Below are 19,830 nucleotides of genomic sequence, written 5' to 3'. Positions count from 1 at the left end.
TAGCATTTTTATTTTCTAATTATTACCCTTTTGTAGTTCTAAAAAATCAATATTATTGCTTTTAATTCCAATTTTTACCATTATTCTCCTCTTTTTTACCTTTAATCTCCTCCTCATTTTAAAGTCCTTTGTAGTGTTAAAAAGAAAAACGCTATGAAAACATTACTCGATATTCTCTTTATTACTTTCGGTATCTTAATTGGTTTTGCAATTCACTCCCATGCACAAGTAAGGACAATACAAGATCTCAGATACAATGACGACTTTACTTATCTGTTATCCGATTCGGTTCAGAAGAAAGGAACGGATCATTTGAAATTTATGCCGATTGGTAAAAGTGGAAAATCAAATTTATCGCTCGGAGGGGAAATCAGACAATGGTACGAGTACCGTGAAAATTCTAACTTTGGCGACTTGCCTCCGGGAACCATCAAAGATTATAATGGTAGTTTACAACACCGCTTGATGGTACATGCCGATCTACAAATCAATTCAAGAATAAGAGTTTTCGGACAACTGAATAATACATTGGAGTTTGGTAATCCAAACCCGCCAGTACCTGAAATAATCGTAGATGGACTAGGTGTACATCAATTGTTTGTGGATTTGAATGTAGGCAAGAAAGGAAGTGAAAAAGCACAAATTATTCGATTAGGTCGTCAGGAATTTGATTTTGGAAATGGTCTATTGATTTCATCAAGAGAAGGTCCCAATAATAGACAAGCATTTGATGGTATTTCTTATATCGCTAAAAAGAAAAATTTCGACCTTCATACCCTTTTTGCTACTCCTGTAATTATCAATCCTGATGTATTTGATAACTCACACATCAATGAATATATATGGGGTGCGTATGCGAACTTTAGAAAATCAAAAGCACTGAAATTAGACCTCTACTATTTTGGGTTTCATACAGAGCGAAGACAATTCAACTACGTTCCGGGTAAGCAAACAAGACATACCATTGGTGGTAGATTATGGCAAAGAAGTAAAAGACTTTGGATAGATATGGATATGATGTATCAAACGGGAAAATTCAATGATTTAACTGTTAATGCAGTGTACGCAACGGCAGAGGTACATTATTTCTTTCCTGATGTTTTCCTAAAACCCATGATTGGTATGGGAGCTAGTTACGTTTCTGGTGATTATGATCCGAACGATAAGCAACTGAATACTTTTGACCCTATGTATCCAAAACCTGTTTATGGATTGGCAATGGCACAAGGTCCAAGTAATATTGCCCATATCAAACCTACTTTTGGCTTACAGCCTTTGGAAAGACTCTATATTAATTTCAGCTGGTATTATTTAGCAAGAGCGAGTAATAAAGATGGTTCTTATGCACCAAGTATGGTACAAGTACGCCCATCTTCAGAAACAGAAAGTGAAAAATATGGTGTGGGTGTTCAATACGGCTTAGATATATTTTATATCATCAATCAGCATTTTACTTTGATGTCTTTCAATTCTTATGTGGCTCCGGGAGATTATGTCAAAGAAACTGGAGCAGGGAAACCGATTACTTTTTCAGCAGTGGCTTTGCAGTATAAGTTTTGATTTTTGTGTTATAAAAAATATTGAATGCTTAAATTGGTATTTTAAATTTTAAGTACTAAGTCAAAATTAGATAATTTTAAATTTGTACTTACTAAAGCTAACTTCAATTTAATCATGCAATACTTCAAAGTGAACGATATAACATCGCTTGATAAAAGTGTAAGTATATTCTTAATAATCAAATCTATTTTTCTGTTCTCTTTGATCTCATTACTATATGGAATTGTTGACTATTTATTTATTCATTCATCAAGTGATATCGTATTATATTCTGAGATGTCTTATTGGGAAAAACTACTTCTAGGTTCTCTATGGGCTCCTATTGTTGAGGAATTTGCTTATAGGTACTTTTTAGATTTTAAGGTAAGATCTACAAAAATATCAATCAGTCTTCTGCTATCCTTTTTACTGATCCACACCGTAGGTTTCTTTTTCTCCTTCGGAAATTACAATTATCTATTATTTGTAGGTTATTTTTTATGTATATTTTTAATAGTTGATAAACTGATCAAACAGTCGTTTGTAGATAAGTGGAAAGATCTTTTCATTTATATTTCTGTTTTCGGATTTGGAATATCACATATCACAAACTTTAGTCTGGATCAACTATCTATTGATAAGATTCCCTATGTGATTTGTTATGTTTTGACTATTTCAATTATTGGTTATATCATGACTGTAATAAGACTAAAGTTTGGGATGAGGTATAATATTGCATTGCATTTTGTATTGAACTTTTTATTGTTTGTCTGATAGTTCTTTCTAGTTTCTTATCCCGGTTTAATTTGTTGTTGATGAAATTTGACTCTTAAATTATGTATTTCTGTAGTAACTAACATCAACCAATGTCGAATTTCGTCAGCTCTTATTTTAGGCCTAAAAATCAGATTTTGAATATTCCATAATTACTTTTTACGTTACTGTTTTTGAGTGTGTATTATGTTAAATGAATATAGTAATGGTATTTAAAAATATTAACTAACTCAACTTTGATCAGAAACCTTGAAACAATCATATTGTACTGAAAATAAACTTAAAGCCTAACTGTATGCTCTAAAAAATGACTACAGTTAGATAAAACCAATGAAGGGTACTTCTCTGTACTCTCACTTTTTTAACTTTATTCATCTACAATTTTTTTAGTAATGAAAAAACTAATTGCAAGCATTTTTCTGGCAGGCACTATCATGGGGTGTTCTGACAAAGTAGAAAATGATTTAACTCCCGCAGACAATTCTGGCTTTTACCAATGGAGTACTTCTTTTAATACAAACTTGATTGAAGGAGAAGACACAACAGCAGTTTCAACTGGTATTATCCCAACTGCTGAATTAAATGTTTCAGCACAAGGCGATGTTGAGTTTAAAACATACAAATATGAATTGAAAGCTGATGCTGAAGGTGGCTTAGTGATCGTGGACGGTCAAGTTCAATATGATCTTTTCGTTGTTGAAACTAAAACTGGAACTATTGCTCAGTCTTTAGCAGGAGAATTCTCAATTAATTATTCTACGTCATGCTTAGAAGGTAAAGATATCGTTCAAACTCCTTCTATTAAGACCTATTTCATAAAGAACTATGCTCCAGTTAAGCAAGAAGAGGGAGGTTTCACAAAGGATGTTTGTTCTGAAGAAATCCCGTAAATACTTTTGTCTTAGTACTTAATAAGATATTTTATAACAAGAAGGTCAAACTGTCCTTTTTCTAGAAGTAAGATTCTCCTTAAAGCTCAATTGAAATGGATAAGCTTTGGAGAATCTTTTTCGTATTAGATTATTTCTCATATTTCATCCCTCTAATTATCATTAAAAAGGACGATTAGAATTTGTGAAATTTTCGGGGTGTATTTATCTAAGAACCCTACAAATTGCTATAATAAAAATATCTCCCTCAGAAACCGCCTATTTATTACCATAATGTGATGGGGCATTTTGTTATCATGCATTCAAACTGAGATGAATTGAATGAACATGAAACGAAGAGAATTTTTAAACATAGGAAGTAAAGCCGCTTTAATGCTTTTAGCTTCTAATGAAATTTTAGCAAACTCAACTTTAGTCAAAAAACTAGACGGTGATTTCTTATTTATTGAAGCCGAACAATTTTCAGATTTAGGTGGATGGGAAGTGGATCAGCAATCCATGGATCAAATGGGATCTTCTTACCTTTTAGCCCACGGATTAGGAATTCCTGTAAAAGATGCGAGTACGCAAGTGACATTTCCCAAAAAAGGAAAATACAGAGTTTGGGTAAGAACTAGAGATTGGGTGGCTCCTTGGAAAGTGGAAGGAGCACCAGGTAAATTTCAATTACTTATCAATGATCAAGCTGTAAAGGAGACGTTCGGAACCAAAGGTGCTGAATGGCATTGGCACGATGGAGGAATGGTAGATGTCTCTAAAAAGACAAAGCTGACTTTGCATGATTTAACGGGCTTTGAAGGAAGATGTGATGCTATTTTATTCTGTAAAGACAAAGATTTTACCCCTACAGATGATGTAAAGGCACTGACAAAATTTAGAAGAAAGTTATTGGGTTTTCCGGAAAAACCTGAAAATGGAGGAAGCTATGATTTGGTAGTTGCTGGTGGTGGTTTTGCAGGAACCTGTGCGGCAATTTCTGCTGCGCGTAAAGGATTGAAAGTAGCTTTGATCCAAGATCGACCTGTTTTGGGAGGCAATGGAAGTTCAGAAGTACGGGTTTGGCCTGAAGGTCATACTGCACAGCAACCTTTTCCTCATGTGGGTGGAATTGTCAATGAGATTTCGCCAGATGTGATTGATAGAGGAAGGTATGGAACGAGAAATGCTCGATTGGGAACTTCTTATGATGATCAAAGAAAAACGGAAGTGGTCAGTAAAGAAGAGAATATTACTCTGTTTTTAGAAGAAAGAGTAATTGGAGTTGAACATGAGAACCAATCAATTTCAGCCGTCATTTCACAGCATACTAAAACGGGCGTTCAGAAAAAGTTACAAGGAAAATTCTTTGCAGACTGTACAGGTGATGCCACTGTAGGTTACTTGTCTGGAGCTGATTATAAAATGTCGGAATCCACTTTTATGGGTTCTTCTAACATGTGGAGTGTATTAGATGCCGCTGATAAAGAGGAAGTACTAAAATGTGAGTGTAAAGATAAAGCGGCTTTAACCATCTCCTGTGATATTGGTGAGGTAGAACAGCCTTTCCCGAAGTGTTCTTGGGCATTGGATTTATCTGATAAACCATTCCCCGGAAGGGAAAACTATAAAGGACAATGGGGAGCAAAAGATCCCTTGGGTAATCTTGGAGGTTGGTTCTGGGAAAGTGGCTTTGATAAGAATCCTATTACAGATGTGGAAAAAATTAGAGATCTCAACTTCAGAGCAATGTATGGTGCATGGGATGCCCTGAAGAATGTAGATAAACTTTACCCCAATCACCGTTTAGGCTGGTCTGCATTTATTTCCGGAAAAAGAGAATCAAGACGTTTGGTAGGTGATATTAAATTGACGGCAGATCACTTTAGAGATAATGTAGAATTTGAAGATGGTGCTTATCCTTGTTCTTGGGGAATCGATGTACACAGTGCTCATCAGGAGTTTGATAAAGGATTAGATGGAGAAGAGTTTATCTCTTCTGCAACTACCGGAAAAGGCTATGATTATGAAGGTCCTTACTGGGCTCCGTATCGTACATTATACAGCAAAAACATTAAGAATTTATTTATGGCAGGGCGAAATATCAGTGTCAGCAGAGACGGATTGGGGCCCGTGAGAGTGATGAAAACCTGTGGTATGATGGGTGAGATTGTAGGATTAGCGGCATCAATTTGTATTAAAGAAAAAGTAACTCCTAGAGGTGTTTATCAGCAACATTTAGGACAGCTGAAAAAACTAATGCAACAACCTTCTACTCAACGTTCTTAATTATTCATCATTATGCAGAAGTTATCAAAACTGATATTGAAGTTAATTTTAGCCTCTTTATTCTTCATTATTTTTTTACAATTAAAACAAAAGAAAGATCCAGCAAATTATCACTTGAAACTGGGTGAAGCAGTTCTTCATTCTAAGTTTGAAGATAAAACGTGGAGTCATTGGGGAGGTTCTATTGTGAAGGACAAAGAAGGTATGTATCACTTGTTTTATTCCCGATGGAAGAAAGAATTAGGCTGGGCTTGGGTGACACATTCTGAAATTGCTCATGCAGTTGCAGATTCTCCATACGGTCCTTTTGAGTTTAAAGATGTCACACTGGGCGTAAGAGGGGAGAACTACTGGGATGGATTATGTACACACAATCCCACTGTACATGAATTTGATGGAAAATATTACCTCTATTATATGGGTAATACAGGAGATGGAAAAGCGATGGGTACACCTGAAAAAATCGTCTTGAATCCCGTCCATCGAAACAATCAAAGAATAGGCGTCGCAGTAGCAGATCACCCCAACGGACCTTGGAAACGTTTAGATACACCATTAATAGATATTTCACCTGAGAAAGAAGCTTTAGACGCTTTGATGGTGAGCAATCCAAGTATCACCCAAAATGACAAAGGACAATTTATTATGGTGTATAAAGCTGTAGGTAAAAAAAGAAAAGGAATTTGGGGTGGTCCGGTAGTGCATTGTGTAGCCACTTCAGATTCACCAACAGGTCCTTTTAAAAAACACCCTGATCCTATTTTTCAGGCAAAAGGATATGATTTCCCTGCCGAAGATCCTTTTATATGGTTTCAAGACGGGCATTATTATGCGATTGTAAAAGATATGCATGGTGCTTTTACAGAACATGGCCGCTCATTGGTATTATTTCATTCTTATGACGGATTGGATTGGCAACTTTCAAAAAATCCTTTGGTGAGTAAATTAGAAATCAAATGGAAAAATGGATCAACCCAATCTGTTTCTCATTTAGAACGTCCTCAGTTGTATTTAGAAGATGGTAAACCTGTAGTTTTAGCGTGTGCTGCAGATATTGAAGATGAAAATGGAGTGCTTCATTCTTTTAATGTACAACTGCCAATTACGTCTTTTGATGATTTATAAATCCTTTTGAATAACTTGTGTGCATCTTTCGTATTGAATATGTTTTTATGCACCACCAAAACATCTCTTATCATCAAAATAAAAAAATAGGAAAAGGGTTGCCCTTCGCAATAGTCCCTTCCTCTATCCTTTTGGAAGGAACAGATATTTTCTCTCCTTCCAAAAGGGATTTTCATGTATTGTTTTGGTTCAAAAAAGGTTCAGGCACCTACTATATCGATTTTCAGAAATATACCTTCCAACCTAATACCTTAATGCTCTTATCTAAAGATCAGATCAGTTATTTTGATGCTTTAGACCCCGAAGAAGTAGAAATTCAAAGCATTGTATTCACTCCAGAGTTTTTGTACCGCAATGATCATGACTTGCAGCATATGTTTCAGTTTTCTTTAGCTTCTCATATTGAAGGAATGCAGTATTTATCCCTTTCGGAAAAAGAAAGTACTTTTTTTCAAATGATGAGTGATCAAATGTTTGAGGTATATGATCATTGGGAATTGCCACAGCAGGAACATGCCTTTTACCATTGGCTGAGTTTGTTTTTAATTCAAGTGGAAAGAATACAGCAACAGCATCAATCCATAAAAAAAATATCCCCTTCAGATCAATTACACTTGAAGTTTCAACAGTTGTTAGAAGAAAATTTCAAGAAGGAATACAAAGTAGAATTCTATCTCAATATCTTGAACATAAATATCAAAGCATTGAGCAAAATACTAAAAGAAAAATATGACCTGCCTCCCAAAGCAGTCATTGACGAACGAAGAGTTTTAGAGATCAAGCGTCTGCTGAAAGGAACATCAATCCCCATTAAAGAAATCGCTTATGAAATGGGATTTGATGAACCGACGAATATGGTGAAGTATTTTAAGAAGAGAGTATCTTTCACACCTAAAGAATTCAGATTACTTTAGAGTTTATACTCTCAATCTTTATTCTTTTATCACTTTAAAACTTTTCTTAAAACCATCACCTGTGATATTTACAAGGTAAATCCCTTTTGGAATATTGAGATCAATATTGATTTTGCCGAAGTTGTTTTCATGAGAAAGAACATTGTTTCCTTGGATATCAAATACTGCCACATTGTATTTTATATTGCTACTTAGTTCAACTGTAATCTGATGACTGAATTTTGTTGGATACACCAAAATACTTTTTTCCAGTGATTCTATATCTGTGATAATTTCATCAAGATTATTCTCTTTGTAATCTTTATCTGTAGTATAATAAGAATACAGATCAGTGACAGTAGCTCCATTATTATAGGTGTTACCTTTATCATCGTACCATATTACTGGGGATTGAAAGTCATAAGGAAGATCAAAATATCTATTTGAAATTTCAGTAAAACATCCTCTTCCAATAAATTTTAAACCTGTAGGGAATTCACGTAAAGTATGTATTTCATTATCACTCAATGCACCTTTTCCAAGATGGATTAGGTTTTCAGGAAATGTTATTCCATTGATTTCGTTATCACTCAAAGCAAAATCACCTATATATTCTATGGAATCATTAAGAAATACCCTTGTGATACCTTTGTTTGAAAATACTCCATTATCCTCTTTTCCGTCTTCGATACCAATCACTTTCTGACCTTGAAGCGTTTCAGGTATGAGGATATTTGTAAGTTCAAAATCATAAAAACATTCTACAATAAGACCATCTTTCATTGTTACGTCTTCATCTGTGAGTGTGTGTGCAAAAATAGCTTTATAACCTCTATTTGTATATACTTCTGTATCAGTTTCATAATAATAATCTGAATAATTATTATTAGCGTTCAACCATCTATAAAAATCCGGTGAGTTATTTTCTGGTAATATAAAATGAGATATACTGTCATTCGTAAAAGCATTACTTCCGATATATTCAAGTGACTGAGGTAGATTTAATTGAGAGTAATAAACTCTTTCAAAAGCACTTTCTCCAATATGATGTAATTGATTTGGTAAAGTAATGGTATCCATATCTGACCATATGAATGCTTCGTTATCAATATATTCTAGACCGCTTGGGAAATTGAAATTACTTAATTTGCATCCTGCAAGAGTTTTATAACCTATTGATTTTAGAGCATCAGGTAAAATCAACTTAGTTATGCTTTTAAATGAAAATAGTTCATCTCCTAAGCCAGTGATCTTTTGTCCGTCTATTGTATCAGGAATGTAAATACCAATTTTATTTTCTAGGGTTGTAGAAATGATTACACCGTTTTCAACCACACAGTTTTCAGCAGTTAATGTATCCATGAATTGTGCTTCGTAGCCAGAGTAAAACGAAGTAACTGGAACATTGCCATCTATTACACTAAGATGGTTATAATAAGAATCAGAGTATGTTACCCATGATACAAAATCAGAATTTTCAGAAAAGTCAGGTAAAGAAAAAGAGATAAGATTATCATTTCTTGAAAAAGCTCCCTTCTCAACTTTCCATACTTTTTTTGTCAATTCAATAGTACTAATGTAATTACTACTAAATGCTTCACCTCTGATTATTTCTAGTTTTTCAGGAAAATGAATTTTTCTTATTTCATTATGGCTAAAAGCATTATTACCAATTTCTATAACGTTTTCCTGAAGAGTGATGTCTGTTAAACCATTGTTGAAAAAAGCATAATCACCAATGTATTCTACCGAATTAGGAATAACCACTTCTGATAATCTATTACTTCTAAACAAGTCGTTTGGAATTGTCTTTATATTCTGAGGTAATCTGACTGTTTGTATAGGGTTGTAATCAAAGGCAGCCTCTCTTAGATCAGTAATATTGTCATGTAAAATCAATGCTGTCAACTGATTTCCTTGAAAAGCGGAGTTACCAATTCTATGCAATTTTTCCGGGAAAGTGATTTCTATAATACGATTATGCTTAAACGCATCATCCCCAATGTCTTCTAGGGTAGAAGGAAGTTGTACTCTGAGCATACTGCTTCTTTCAAAAAGAAAAGCATCTTCATTAAAAGGGTCTTTGGCTAATGTTTTAATATTTTGACCATTGAGTTGTTCAGGAATAATGATATTTTGTATTCCATCCCTTTTTAAGACATTGATAAGAGAATCATTTCTAACTTCAACATCTTTATCTTGGAGTGTGTACCATGAACTTTTGACTATAATTTCAGAAAAATCAGAGATTGTTTGTCCATTGTAGTATTCATAGTTTTCTCCCCAACAGATAAATGAAGGATCACTTGTAATGATGGGAAGCTTGAAGCTTTTTAAAGTATTGTAATCAAAAGCCTTTCTTTCAATACGCTCAATAGATTTAGGAAGTGTTACTTCTGATAATTCGTTGAAAGAAAAAGCTTCATGACCAATCACTTGAAGTCCTTCATTTAAAGTAAGAGTACTGATATTATTGTTAGAGAACGTATAGTTGCCAATATGACGTATGGAACCTGGAATAGTAATATCTTTTAATTGATTATATCGAAAGATGTATTTACCTGAAATATCGATTTCATTATCACTAAAGGTGAGTTTTGAAATCAAATTAGATGAAAAGGCCCGCTCTTCAATTTTCTTAATATTTGATGGAATTTCAATTTCACTTATACTATTTCCCATAAATGATTTCTCTCCAATTACTTCTAATGTTTCATTGAAATCAATGGTTTGAATTGAATTATTAAAGAATGCAGAGGTACTCACTCTTTTTAAGCTATCAGGAAGAGTAATATGTGTGAGTTTGTTATAGGCAAAAGCTGATGGTTCAAGATAATCTAGTTTTTTAGGTAAGTGTAAGGTACGGATTTTTCTAGATCTAAAATTATCAGTTTCTCCACAAGCAATTCCTTTTATTTCAATTCCATTTATGAAATCAGGAATGATAATATCAAATGAAGTGAAGTTATAAGTAACGCTTGTGATATAACCTTTTTCATCTACTTGAGTATCTTCTTTGGTGAGTGTATGACTAAATTGAGCAACAAATCTTATCCATCCCTTTAGTGATGATATGGTTTCTCCTCCTTGATAGCTGAAACTTTCATTACCATACCAGTCTATGAAGTTATCGATTGATGAAAGATCAGGTAATATCATTTCAAATCCGTCATTATCAGAAAAAGCATATTCACCGATATAACGCAGTGAGTTAGGTAAATCAATGGCTTTCAGATTATTTCCTGAAAAAGTGTACGGACCGATGTGTACAAGTTGTGAAGGAAGTTGTACAGACTCTAGTTCAATATTACTGAATACTCCTTGGTAATTATCATTAATACCAGTAATCAATTGTCCGTCTAGTGTATCAGGAATAATAATATTGTGATATTCATCAAATGGATATCTAGCATACGTGATTACTCCATTTTCTACGACCACCATATCATCAGTCAGTGTAAGGTCATCTTGTGCTGATAATTGTAATATTGATAGTAATTGTATTAAGAAGCAGACGCTTGAAGTATATATAGTAAATTTCATTCTCTTATTTTTTTAAAATCTTGATTGTTTTTAATTGGCTGTCGTTTTTAATTACCAGATAATAAATGCCAGGTATTCCTGAGAATTGTACTTCGTTTTCTAAAGGAGAATGAAGTTTAGAGTAGAGCATTTTTCCTTCTAAAGAATAGATCGATAGATTACTTTCTTTTGTTAAACCTTTAATAGAGAATTGACCATCAGTAGGGTTTGGAAAAATGATAAGATCTAATTTTTGATCTTCAATAGAAGTAGGTTTTCCAGGTGCTCTATCTCCTGTAAAAACACAATAGTAAGCAGACAGTAAATTAAAAACTTCTTCATTTTTGTCGTAGTAATTTCCTTTATCATCTATCCAATACTCAAAGTCATCGCCTTGAGTGTTCGGAAGCTTGAAAGATTTAAGGTTATTATTGTGAAAGGCTCCACTACCAATAAATTCTACCGAATCTGGCAGTGAAACTTCATTGAGATTATTGTTACTGAAAGCCCCGCTTTGAATAGCTTTCAGAGATTGTGGAAGCAAAATATCGATTAACTGAAGATGTTGAAAATTGTTAGAACCGATTTCCTTTATACCTTCCTCAAAAATGATAGACCTTATTACATCATCCTTATAAAAGTTATTTTGAAATATAGAAATAGAATCAATGTTTAGATCTAGATGATCCACCCTATAAGGGAAAGTGATATGTTTTTCTTTGTAAGGAAAAGAGATACGGTATCTAATATCTTCAGGGGAATATATTTGTTGAGAAATCCCTTCAAGTAGAATTCTTCTTTGCAGATAAATATTTTGTCCTTGGTATTCTATCAGTGTATTTTCAGGAAAAAAGCCTTCTTGCATTTCCCTCTCATCGTAATTATATCTTTTGTAAACTTCCCATTCTACAGCATTATCAAACTGAGATATTGGCAGTAATAATTGTATTGAATCCGAGTAGGTAAAAGCATCTTCTCCCACTTGTTCTATACTTGAAGGTAGAGAAATATTTATTGGATTATTTCTAGTAAAGGCGCCCTCTTCTATAGTCTTTAGTTTTTGATTGAATACAATTGTATCAATCTGATTATTATAAAAAGCATTACGTTCAATGTTAGTTAGACTGTCATTCAATACAACCTTTGTCAATAGATTATTAGCAAATAAAAAGTCTTCTAAAGAAATCAATGATAAAGGAAGATCAAGTTGAGTTAATTTATTACTCCTAAATGAACAATCTTCAATTACTTTTAAAGAGGTAGGAAAATCGACTTCATATAAATATTTTTCTGAAAATGAAGTTTTACTAATCTTTTCAATTCCTTCTTCTATTGAGAGTTTGTAAATAGGGTAGCCATAGGATTGATTACTAAAAAGTTTTTCAACACTATGAATAGTATGATCTCCTAATTTATGGGGTATAATGAAATATTTTTTGTTAAAGTAAGGATCTTTTAACCCAACAATTGTGCTGTCTTCAATTATTACATCTTCTTCTTTCAGTATATATTTAATTACTTTTTCAAACGAGAATTCATCTGTTACAAAAGCAGAATCTGTATCATGCAAGTTATTAGTTCTTAGATTATACCATCCTAAAAAATCAGGAGATGTACTCTGAGGAAGTAATACGTATTGAATATTATTGTTATAAAATACGCTGTAATCATACTTCTTGAGGGTTTCAGGAAGAGTGACTTCACTAATTTTATTATAGGCGAAACACCAACTTTCGAGACTTTCTAAACCTGTGGGTAATGTGATCTCAGAAATATTATTACCAGAAAAGGTACTGGATTCAATTCTTTTTAAATTTTCTGGTAGAGTTAACTCTTTGATTTGGTTGCTTCTAAAAGCACCACTACTAATATATTGTACACCTGATGGTAAATGTAAATTTGCAATAGCATTTTGGGCGAAAGCTTCACGCCCAATATATTCTAAATTATTCCCTTCAAAATGTAAAGAATCAATGTTATTGTCTTCAAATACATCTTCTGCAATAGAATCGACACTAGCGGGAATACTAATAAAAGTAAGATCATTATCTTGAAAAGTATTTCGTCCAATAAACTGAAGTTTTGATGGAAGTTTTACAGCTATAAGTCTTTTTTTATTGAAAACATGATCTTTCAAACCAATAATTTCTTGTCCATTGATGGTATCAGGAATATGTAGACGATACAGTCGATCAACATTTAAATCAGTAATTACTCCATTTTCAACGGTGTAAAGAGACTCATCTAAAGGGTATGTAATCATTGCTTCTATAGTGCAGTCAAATTTGGTGTAGTGTTGATCTTCAAAGAAATTTTCTTTGTATCCTACATCAGAGTTATAAGCTTCATAGTATAAAAAGCCGGGATGAGGATTTTTGGGTAGCGTAATACTTTTAAGGTTTGGATTACCTCTGAAAGCATTTTTTATAATTCTAAAAAATGATCCTCCAAACTCTATTTTAGTTATATCATTATGGTAAAAAGCTCTTTCACCGATTTGTGAGACTGATCCTTTAAAAGTGAGTGTTTGAATATAGTTTTCAGCAAACGCTTCAAAAGATACACCCTCTACGATCTCAGGAAGGTAAACTTCCTTCAACTTATTTTTTGAGAACACAGAGCTATAAATGTCCTTAAGTTTAGCTTCTGAGAAGTCAATTTTTTCAATTTCATTATTATGAAAACCAAATTGATAAATGAATAACAAACTAGAAGGCAGATCAAGCTCTTTGATTTTATTATCTTGAAATGCGTGTCTACCTATTTTTTCTAAGCCTTCATTTAAATTCACCTCTTGAATCTGATTATTGAAAAAAACACTGTCAGCAATTTGAATTAAACTCTGAGGGAGATTCACGTTGGTAAGGTCATTTTCAGAGAAGGCTGACGTTCCAATATATTCAAGCTGAGAAGGTAATTGAATAGAAGTAATACCTTGCTTTTCAAAAACACCAGTTCCACTGAATGATTTATCCGCAATCTGCTTTATAATTTGACCATCCAACCGATCAGGAATAATAATTTTCTTTATCGAAAAGTCATAATTTACAGATTGCAGTACATTATTTTGTACTATAACATCATCATCAGTAAGTGTATAACTGCTTTGCCCAAAGCATGTGAATTGCAATAGCAAGAGATAAATAAAAGAATAGAAGTGAAGTTTCATTTTATAAAAATTTGTTTGCTTATTTCCTCCAAAGGTACAAAACTTTCTAAAAGACACCTACTTCTATTGTGTACTACTTAATCCCTCATCACCAACTCATACTTCTCTTTAATATATTGACGGGACTGATGCGTAGCCACTTCATTTTCCAAAGCTTTTTTATAGAATTCAGCGGCCTTTTTACTTTGGTGTGCCTTGATGTAATAATCCCCTATTATTTCATAAACATTATAGCCTTTTGGGTTAAGAGCGATAAACTCATCGATGGCGTGCTGTGAAATAGGTGGCAGTTGATTGTTCCAGTTTTTAAATTGAAAAGCCATGCCTTTAAACTGTTTATAGTTGTGATAAATTTCCCAATGTTCAGGACTTGCCTCAGAGATCTGCCTTGTTTCTGAAGCTAAAGTTCTTGGAGGTGGAAAGTTTTGGGCACTTTGAAATACGGAGTCAAGGTTATAGCATATAAATTCTTCCATGCCATGATGACTTGTTGAAAGCCACATTTCTCTTGTTTCTGGTTTGAAAATAATGGAGTGGTGCAGATGAAGTGAATTGATGCTTTTGGCATTTCCTAATCCGATAGGTTGATCCTCAAAACCATCGGTATCACGTAAAATCCCTGCAATGTCTTGTACTGTAAATTCATCTTGCTGATGGATGAGTTCTTGAATCCGAATAGCTCTATAATAAGAGGCATAAGAAGGATCATAGGCCATTGGTTTTCTGAGGTCATCCGTTTGTAAATGGGAAGTACAGACCAGTTCATTATTCCTCATCTGAATGGAATCAATACCGTGAGGAGTCTTTTCTATAATAATAGCAGTTGTGTCAAAAGCAGAGGAAATAAGGATGGATTCATTGACGTAAGCTTCTTTGGTAAATGCAATATTGAAAGCTTCATCTACCGTCTGTGCATATTGTAAAATTTCTCTGGCAATAAGTGACATTGGCATAGTGGCAGCCAAAGGAACTTGTGATTCGGCAGTATTTATAGTCACTGTAAGACCTGTTTCGTTCATCCCTGAAACGGCTCCAATAAACCCTGCCCAACTGATAGAAGCAAACTTAAATCCCTCCTCAGGTTTTACGAAATGTACAATTTTATCTGTGCGGTGCTGATCATGTAAAAAGAAATCAAAATTTCTTCCTATCAGTATATCATGATCTTTGGTTTTGGAACCATTAATGGCAAAAGCAGAATTCACTTTCACATCCATTTTTTCAAAAGAATGCTGTGTATCATAAATACCATGATAATTCAATATTCTTTGATATGGAGATCCCATGTTATCAAATTCAGGATTCATATGAAATGAAACACCATACATCTCTCTGCAATATTCTGGCAGAATACGGTTATCCATATGCCTGTTGTAAAATGCACTTAAAAGGCGTGCTAGATCAGGATGTTTTCCAGGAGCATGTTCTACCATCCTATAGGCAAAAATAGCTTCTTGTTCCTGTAAAAAACTTTTACTCAAAGCACCGGTACTGTATCCGATTTCAAAAGGAGTACCTTCAGTGTAAAGCTCCCAGATTTTATCTTGTTTTTTGATGATAAAATTATTCTTGATTCTATACCGGTTATGACCTAGTGTATCTACTTTATCATTGATAATAGAAATATCTTCTATTTCTGGAGTGGGGATAAACACCCATGATTGCATCCATGTAATACTGATTAATAATAATAGGAAAAGGGCAAAACTGAGTTTTTTAGTAAAAGAATTCATAGTAAGTAACGAGAAGAATAGAGAGGTTTTTTGGTTATAAGTATTAGGGGAAAATATCGTGCACCATAATTTTAATTATGGGTCTACAAAACATTCGTTTTATTCTGCCCTAGTACTTAAGCAGTTGTACAATTTAAACTTCCAAGTTAAAATGTTCACCTGCATAAATTTCTGTTTTCAAAAGTAGAACAAAAATTTACTCAATAAAGTTACATATATTTTTTTTGAACTTTTTTTTCCAAATGTGAAGGGGCTCACATTTCATGGAGAAAAACAAATGTAAAATTGTATAACAAATAACGAAAAGGCTTTTACAATATGCTTAGGAAAGTCTTTTATGCTTCTAAGCTAATTTAAGTAGCTCGCTCAATAACTCTAAAATTTAACCTACCAACAAAATGAAAAACTCGATTTTAGCATTTACTTTTTTATCTGCTTTAGCGTTTACAAGTTGTTCTGATGACGAAAATAACAACACGCCAGACGTTCTCCCACAAGCTAGTTTTACAGTAACCCTAGAAAACACCTTCCAGGCTAAAGATTATTTTGCTCAAGGAGCAACAGAGGGATTAATTACTCCAGGTAATTCACAGGAATTTAGTTTTAATGCAGGCAAAGGACATTATTTAAGTTTTGCGACGATGTTCGTACAATCCAATGACCTGTTTTATGCTCCAATGGAAGGAGGAATCGCATTATATGACGATGATGGAAATGCTTTAACAGGTGATATTACATCACAGTTTTACCTTTGGGATGCCGGCACTGAGGTCAATGAAGAGCCAGGTGTGGGTGCAAACCAAGCACCACGTCAGTCAGGCCCAGATACAGGAACAGCAGAAAATGGTGTTGTAAAATTAATTTCTGATGTAAATGACGGTTACACTTATCCAGCTACAACTGATGTGATCAATGTAAGCATCAAGCATGATGGTGGAACAATGTTTACAGTAACAGTTTCCAACGTATCAGCAAATGCATCAGTCCCTACTCCATTCGCTCCAGGTAACTGGGTGGTTCACTCAAAAGGTCAATACCCATTATTCCAGAAAGATAAAGCCGCATCTGCAGGTTTAGAAGATTTAGCGGAAGATGGCGGTACAGAAGTATTATCAACAGCATTTGCCTCTGCAACAGGATTAGTGTCCCCATTTGCTCCTGGTGCATTTTCAGTAGGTAATGCCAATACAATATTCACACTTGGTGCCGCTTCAACTTCAGAATTTGAAATGCTTACTGAGGATGGAAATCCATCAGGTTTTGCCAATCACTTTAATACTCCTGAAGGTGCAAGTGCTCCAGCTCCAATTTTCCCTGGTGAAAAATATACATTTACTTTCACTGCAATGGAAGGCGATATGCTGTCAATGGCCACTATGTTAGTACAGTCAAATGATTGGGTACTTGGTTTTGATAACATAAAACTTTTCAACAATGGATCGCCAATCAGCGGAGACATTTCAAGCCAGTTGATTTTAATTGATGGCGGTACAGAAACAGATGAATATGCAGGAGCAGGTCCTTACCAAGCCCCACGTCAGCCAGGTGCTAATATGGGTATGATGGAAAACGGAACAATCGAATTGGAAGGTGCTCCAAGCTCTAACTTACTTTCAAACACTGAAATGCTGAAAGTAACGATTACCTCCTCACAACAGTAATAGATAGATGACCCATTAACCCATTATCATTAATATAAACCAACAGTTCTTGAAAAATTACTAATTGATTGAATAGAGAATACATTTAAGCCTCCTGTTTTTAACGGGAGGTTTTTCTTTTGATGAAAAGTTGAGATCCTTTCTTTAAAATTTTATGTTTGTGATACATTTTAAGTAGCCCCCAGTTTTCAATTTACTCCTATAAATAGTAGAATTGAGACTTCAATAAATGACACCATATAATATAAATGAATAAAAAAAGCATCTTCACTTGGCTCAAAAGATTTTTTCTAACACTGCTTTTAGGTGTATTCTGTTTTTTAGGGTATTATCATGAAGAAACAATTTACGGCATCAGACAGGGCTTAGGACAGATGGATATTCTTGTCAATACACAACCTATAGAAGCCTATTTAAATGACACTTCCTTTACCGAAAAACAAAAGGAAAAAATAAAACTGATTCAAGAGATACGACAGTTTACCATCGATTCATTGGGACTAGATGATTCAGGAAGTTATAAACAGCTTTACGACCAGAAAGGGAAACCTATTTTATGGATCGTAACAGGAAGTGAGCCTTTTGACTTAAAAGCCAAAAAATGGACTTTCCCTATTGCAGGTGCTTTTTCGTATAAAGGATTTTTTGTGAAAGAACTAGTAGAAGAAGAGAAAGAGAAACTTATCCAAGAAGGATGGGACGCCTCTATTGGTGAAGTATCAGCATGGTCTACTTTAGGTTTTCTCAACGACCCAATACTTTCGAGCATGCTAGAAAGAAACGAAGGAAGTCTTGCACATCTTATTATTCATGAATTGACACACGGTACGATCTACCTAAAGAATAGTGTTTCTTATAATGAAAACTTAGCCGACTTTGTAGGTGATGAAGGAGCTAAACGTTTTTTGATTTATAAATACGGAAAGCATTCTTCAGAATACGTCAAGTATATGTCACGAAAGCAAGACCGTAAAACCTTTTCTGAATACCTGCTTCAAAGTGCCAAATCTCTAGATTCACTCTATAAATCTTTTCCTGAGGAAATGACTGTAGAAGAAAAAACACTTTTAAAGGCTCAAAAAATCAAAGAAATCACAGAAGGTATACAGCACCTCTCCTTTGCCAACAGTGGCTATTGCCGTTATTTTAATGATTTCACTCCCAACAACACCTTCTTTATGGGATATATCCGCTACAGAGGGAAACAAAACGAGTTTAAAGCCGAGTTTGAAAACGATTTCAACAGTGACTTCCATGCTTACTTTTCGTACTTAAAGCAAAAAGAACAATCTTTATTACATATTATTAAAAAAATAATAAACTGATAATCAATGATTTAATATTTTTAAGATTAAAAATTATCTATAATTTGTTTGAACAACTATTTCCGGTACATATATTTGTATCAACAAAAAAACAGAAAACAAGAGTTGTTTAAAAAACAAACTCATAAAACATTAAAATTCTTAACTTTAAATATTATGAAAAGCATTACTTTAACACTAGTAGCAGTTTTATTCTCTTTAGCTTCATTCGCTCAAAAAATCTCTGCTGATAATTCAAAAGTAGAGTGGATAGGTCACAAAGTAGTAGGTTCTACTCACACAGGTACTGTAGCGGTAAAAGGTGGTGAGTTGAAAATCAAAAAAGGCGCTTTGAAAGGTGGTGAAATCGAAATCGACTTGACATCATTAAGCTCAACTGATTTAGAGGGTGAGTGGAAACAAAAGCTTGATGGTCACTTAAAATCTGGAGATTTCTTTGATGTTGAGAAATATCCTACTGCAAAATTCGTTTTAAAATCAGCTACTAAAGATGGCGACAAGTTAAAACTAACTGGTGATATGACAATCAAAGGAGTATCTCAAGAAGTAGCTTTTGATGCGTCATTAAAAGAAGATGGTAAAAAGTATGTTTTAGAAGGAGCAATCGAAATCGACAGAACTAAATTCGGTTTAAAATATGGTTCTGATTCTTTCTTTGACAACTTAGGAGACAAAGCGATTTCAAATAACTTTGACATCAGCTTCAAAGTAACTACGCTTTAAGAAATTGATTTAGAGAAACTGGGATTGGAAAATAAAACGGCATTAGTTTTTCTCTTAGTTGACTAAATAATATAGGGAGTTGAGTATTGATACTTGACTCCCTTTTTTCTGCTTCAGCCACTAGCGCAAGTGTTCAGTGCAGCGTACTAACTTAGCATTGTCAAAAGGAAATAAAACTCCTCAGAATAATATTTTGGATTTTCGAGGAGTT

12 protein-coding genes are annotated in these 19,830 nt (G+C 33.9%); 9 read left to right on the top strand and 3 right to left on the bottom strand.

Annotation, left to right across the window (positions count from 1 at the left end; genetic code table 11):
• The first annotated feature begins 153 nt into the window (after positions 1 to 153).
• The 6 genes from HHU12_RS15340 (at position 154) to HHU12_RS15315 (ending at position 7,507) form a co-directional block, all read left to right on the top strand.
• Positions 154 to 1,560, top strand: a complete 1,407-nt coding sequence (locus HHU12_RS15340; RefSeq protein WP_169657628.1) for an alginate export family protein — start codon at positions 154 to 156, stop codon at positions 1,558 to 1,560.
• Between the two features lie 114 nt (positions 1,561 to 1,674).
• Entirely contained in the window at positions 1,675 to 2,313 is a 639-nt protein-coding gene (locus tag HHU12_RS15335; protein ID WP_169657627.1) for a CPBP family glutamic-type intramembrane protease, read from the top strand.
• Between the two features lie 392 nt (positions 2,314 to 2,705).
• Entirely contained in the window at positions 2,706 to 3,203 is a 498-nt protein-coding gene (locus HHU12_RS15330) for a hypothetical protein (protein ID WP_169657626.1), read from the top strand.
• A gap of 327 nt (positions 3,204 to 3,530) precedes the next feature.
• Entirely contained in the window at positions 3,531 to 5,468 is a 1,938-nt protein-coding gene (locus HHU12_RS15325) for an FAD-dependent oxidoreductase (RefSeq protein WP_240970981.1), read from the top strand.
• 12 nt (positions 5,469 to 5,480) lie between these two features.
• A complete protein-coding gene (locus tag HHU12_RS15320; RefSeq protein ID WP_205959892.1) occupies positions 5,481 to 6,593 on the top strand; it encodes a glycoside hydrolase family protein in 1,113 nt (370 codons plus the stop codon).
• 47 nt (positions 6,594 to 6,640) lie between these two features.
• Positions 6,641 to 7,507, top strand: coding sequence for an AraC family transcriptional regulator (locus tag HHU12_RS15315; RefSeq protein WP_169657625.1), 867 nt, complete (start codon positions 6,641 to 6,643; stop codon positions 7,505 to 7,507).
• 18 nt (positions 7,508 to 7,525) lie between these two features.
• On the opposite strand, the gene HHU12_RS15310 is transcribed toward HHU12_RS15315, so the two are convergent.
• The 3 genes from HHU12_RS15310 to HHU12_RS15300 all read right to left on the bottom strand — a co-directional run bounded on the left by HHU12_RS15310 (position 7,526) and on the right by HHU12_RS15300 (position 15,910).
• Positions 7,526 to 11,029 carry a leucine-rich repeat protein gene (locus HHU12_RS15310; RefSeq protein WP_169657624.1) on the bottom strand — a complete coding sequence of 1,168 codons (3,504 nt, stop codon included), beginning with the start codon at positions 11,027 to 11,029 and terminating at the stop codon, positions 7,526 to 7,528.
• Positions 11,030 to 11,033: 4 nt separating this feature from the next.
• Positions 11,034 to 14,177, bottom strand: coding sequence for a leucine-rich repeat domain-containing protein (locus tag HHU12_RS15305; protein ID WP_169657623.1), 3,144 nt, complete (start codon positions 14,175 to 14,177; stop codon positions 11,034 to 11,036).
• A gap of 77 nt (positions 14,178 to 14,254) precedes the next feature.
• Positions 14,255 to 15,910: a C45 family autoproteolytic acyltransferase/hydolase gene (locus HHU12_RS15300; protein WP_169657622.1), complete on the bottom strand. Its 1,656-nt coding sequence runs from the start codon at positions 15,908 to 15,910 to the stop codon at positions 14,255 to 14,257.
• 398 nt (positions 15,911 to 16,308) lie between these two features.
• Here HHU12_RS15300 and HHU12_RS15295 point away from each other — a divergent pair, with 398 nt between their 5' ends.
• From HHU12_RS15295 to HHU12_RS15285, 3 genes are all read left to right on the top strand, one after another.
• Positions 16,309 to 17,571 carry a spondin domain-containing protein gene (locus HHU12_RS15295; RefSeq protein WP_169657621.1) on the top strand — a complete coding sequence of 421 codons (1,263 nt, stop codon included), beginning with the start codon at positions 16,309 to 16,311 and terminating at the stop codon, positions 17,569 to 17,571.
• Between the two features lie 248 nt (positions 17,572 to 17,819).
• Positions 17,820 to 18,896: an aminopeptidase gene (locus tag HHU12_RS15290; protein ID WP_169657620.1), complete on the top strand. Its 1,077-nt coding sequence runs from the start codon at positions 17,820 to 17,822 to the stop codon at positions 18,894 to 18,896.
• A 156-nt stretch (positions 18,897 to 19,052) separates the two neighbouring features.
• On the top strand, positions 19,053 to 19,619 hold the full coding sequence (locus tag HHU12_RS15285) for a YceI family protein (protein ID WP_169657619.1): 567 nt from the start codon (positions 19,053 to 19,055) through the stop codon (positions 19,617 to 19,619).
• The last annotated feature ends 211 nt before the right edge of the window (positions 19,620 to 19,830 follow it).

This window comes from Flammeovirga aprica JL-4 (assembly GCF_012844305.1).
GTDB lineage: Bacteria > Bacteroidota > Bacteroidia > Cytophagales > Flammeovirgaceae > Flammeovirga > Flammeovirga aprica.
Note: the sequence above shows the minus strand (reverse complement) of the source record. Positions and strands in the feature narration are given on the sequence as shown.

What these genes read in the sequence shown, in the direction of transcription:
- HHU12_RS15310 (WP_169657624.1), bottom strand. Translation starts at nt 11,029, where the DNA reads ATGAAATTTACTATATATACTTCAAGCGTCTGCTTCTTAATACAATTA.
- HHU12_RS15300 (WP_169657622.1), bottom strand. Translation starts at nt 15,910, where the DNA reads ATGAATTCTTTTACTAAAAAACTCAGTTTTGCCCTTTTCCTATTATTA.
- HHU12_RS15325 (WP_240970981.1), top strand. Translation starts at nt 3,531, where the DNA reads ATGAAACGAAGAGAATTTTTAAACATAGGAAGTAAAGCCGCTTTAATG.
- HHU12_RS15290 (WP_169657620.1), top strand. Translation starts at nt 17,820, where the DNA reads ATGAATAAAAAAAGCATCTTCACTTGGCTCAAAAGATTTTTTCTAACA.
- HHU12_RS15330 (WP_169657626.1), top strand. Translation starts at nt 2,706, where the DNA reads ATGAAAAAACTAATTGCAAGCATTTTTCTGGCAGGCACTATCATGGGG.
- HHU12_RS15335 (WP_169657627.1), top strand. Translation starts at nt 1,675, where the DNA reads ATGCAATACTTCAAAGTGAACGATATAACATCGCTTGATAAAAGTGTA.
- HHU12_RS15320 (WP_205959892.1), top strand. Translation starts at nt 5,481, where the DNA reads ATGCAGAAGTTATCAAAACTGATATTGAAGTTAATTTTAGCCTCTTTA.
- HHU12_RS15315 (WP_169657625.1), top strand. Translation starts at nt 6,641, where the DNA reads ATGCACCACCAAAACATCTCTTATCATCAAAATAAAAAAATAGGAAAA.
- HHU12_RS15295 (WP_169657621.1), top strand. Translation starts at nt 16,309, where the DNA reads ATGAAAAACTCGATTTTAGCATTTACTTTTTTATCTGCTTTAGCGTTT.
- HHU12_RS15285 (WP_169657619.1), top strand. Translation starts at nt 19,053, where the DNA reads ATGAAAAGCATTACTTTAACACTAGTAGCAGTTTTATTCTCTTTAGCT.
- HHU12_RS15340 (WP_169657628.1), top strand. Translation starts at nt 154, where the DNA reads ATGAAAACATTACTCGATATTCTCTTTATTACTTTCGGTATCTTAATT.
- HHU12_RS15305 (WP_169657623.1), bottom strand. Translation starts at nt 14,177, where the DNA reads ATGAAACTTCACTTCTATTCTTTTATTTATCTCTTGCTATTGCAATTC.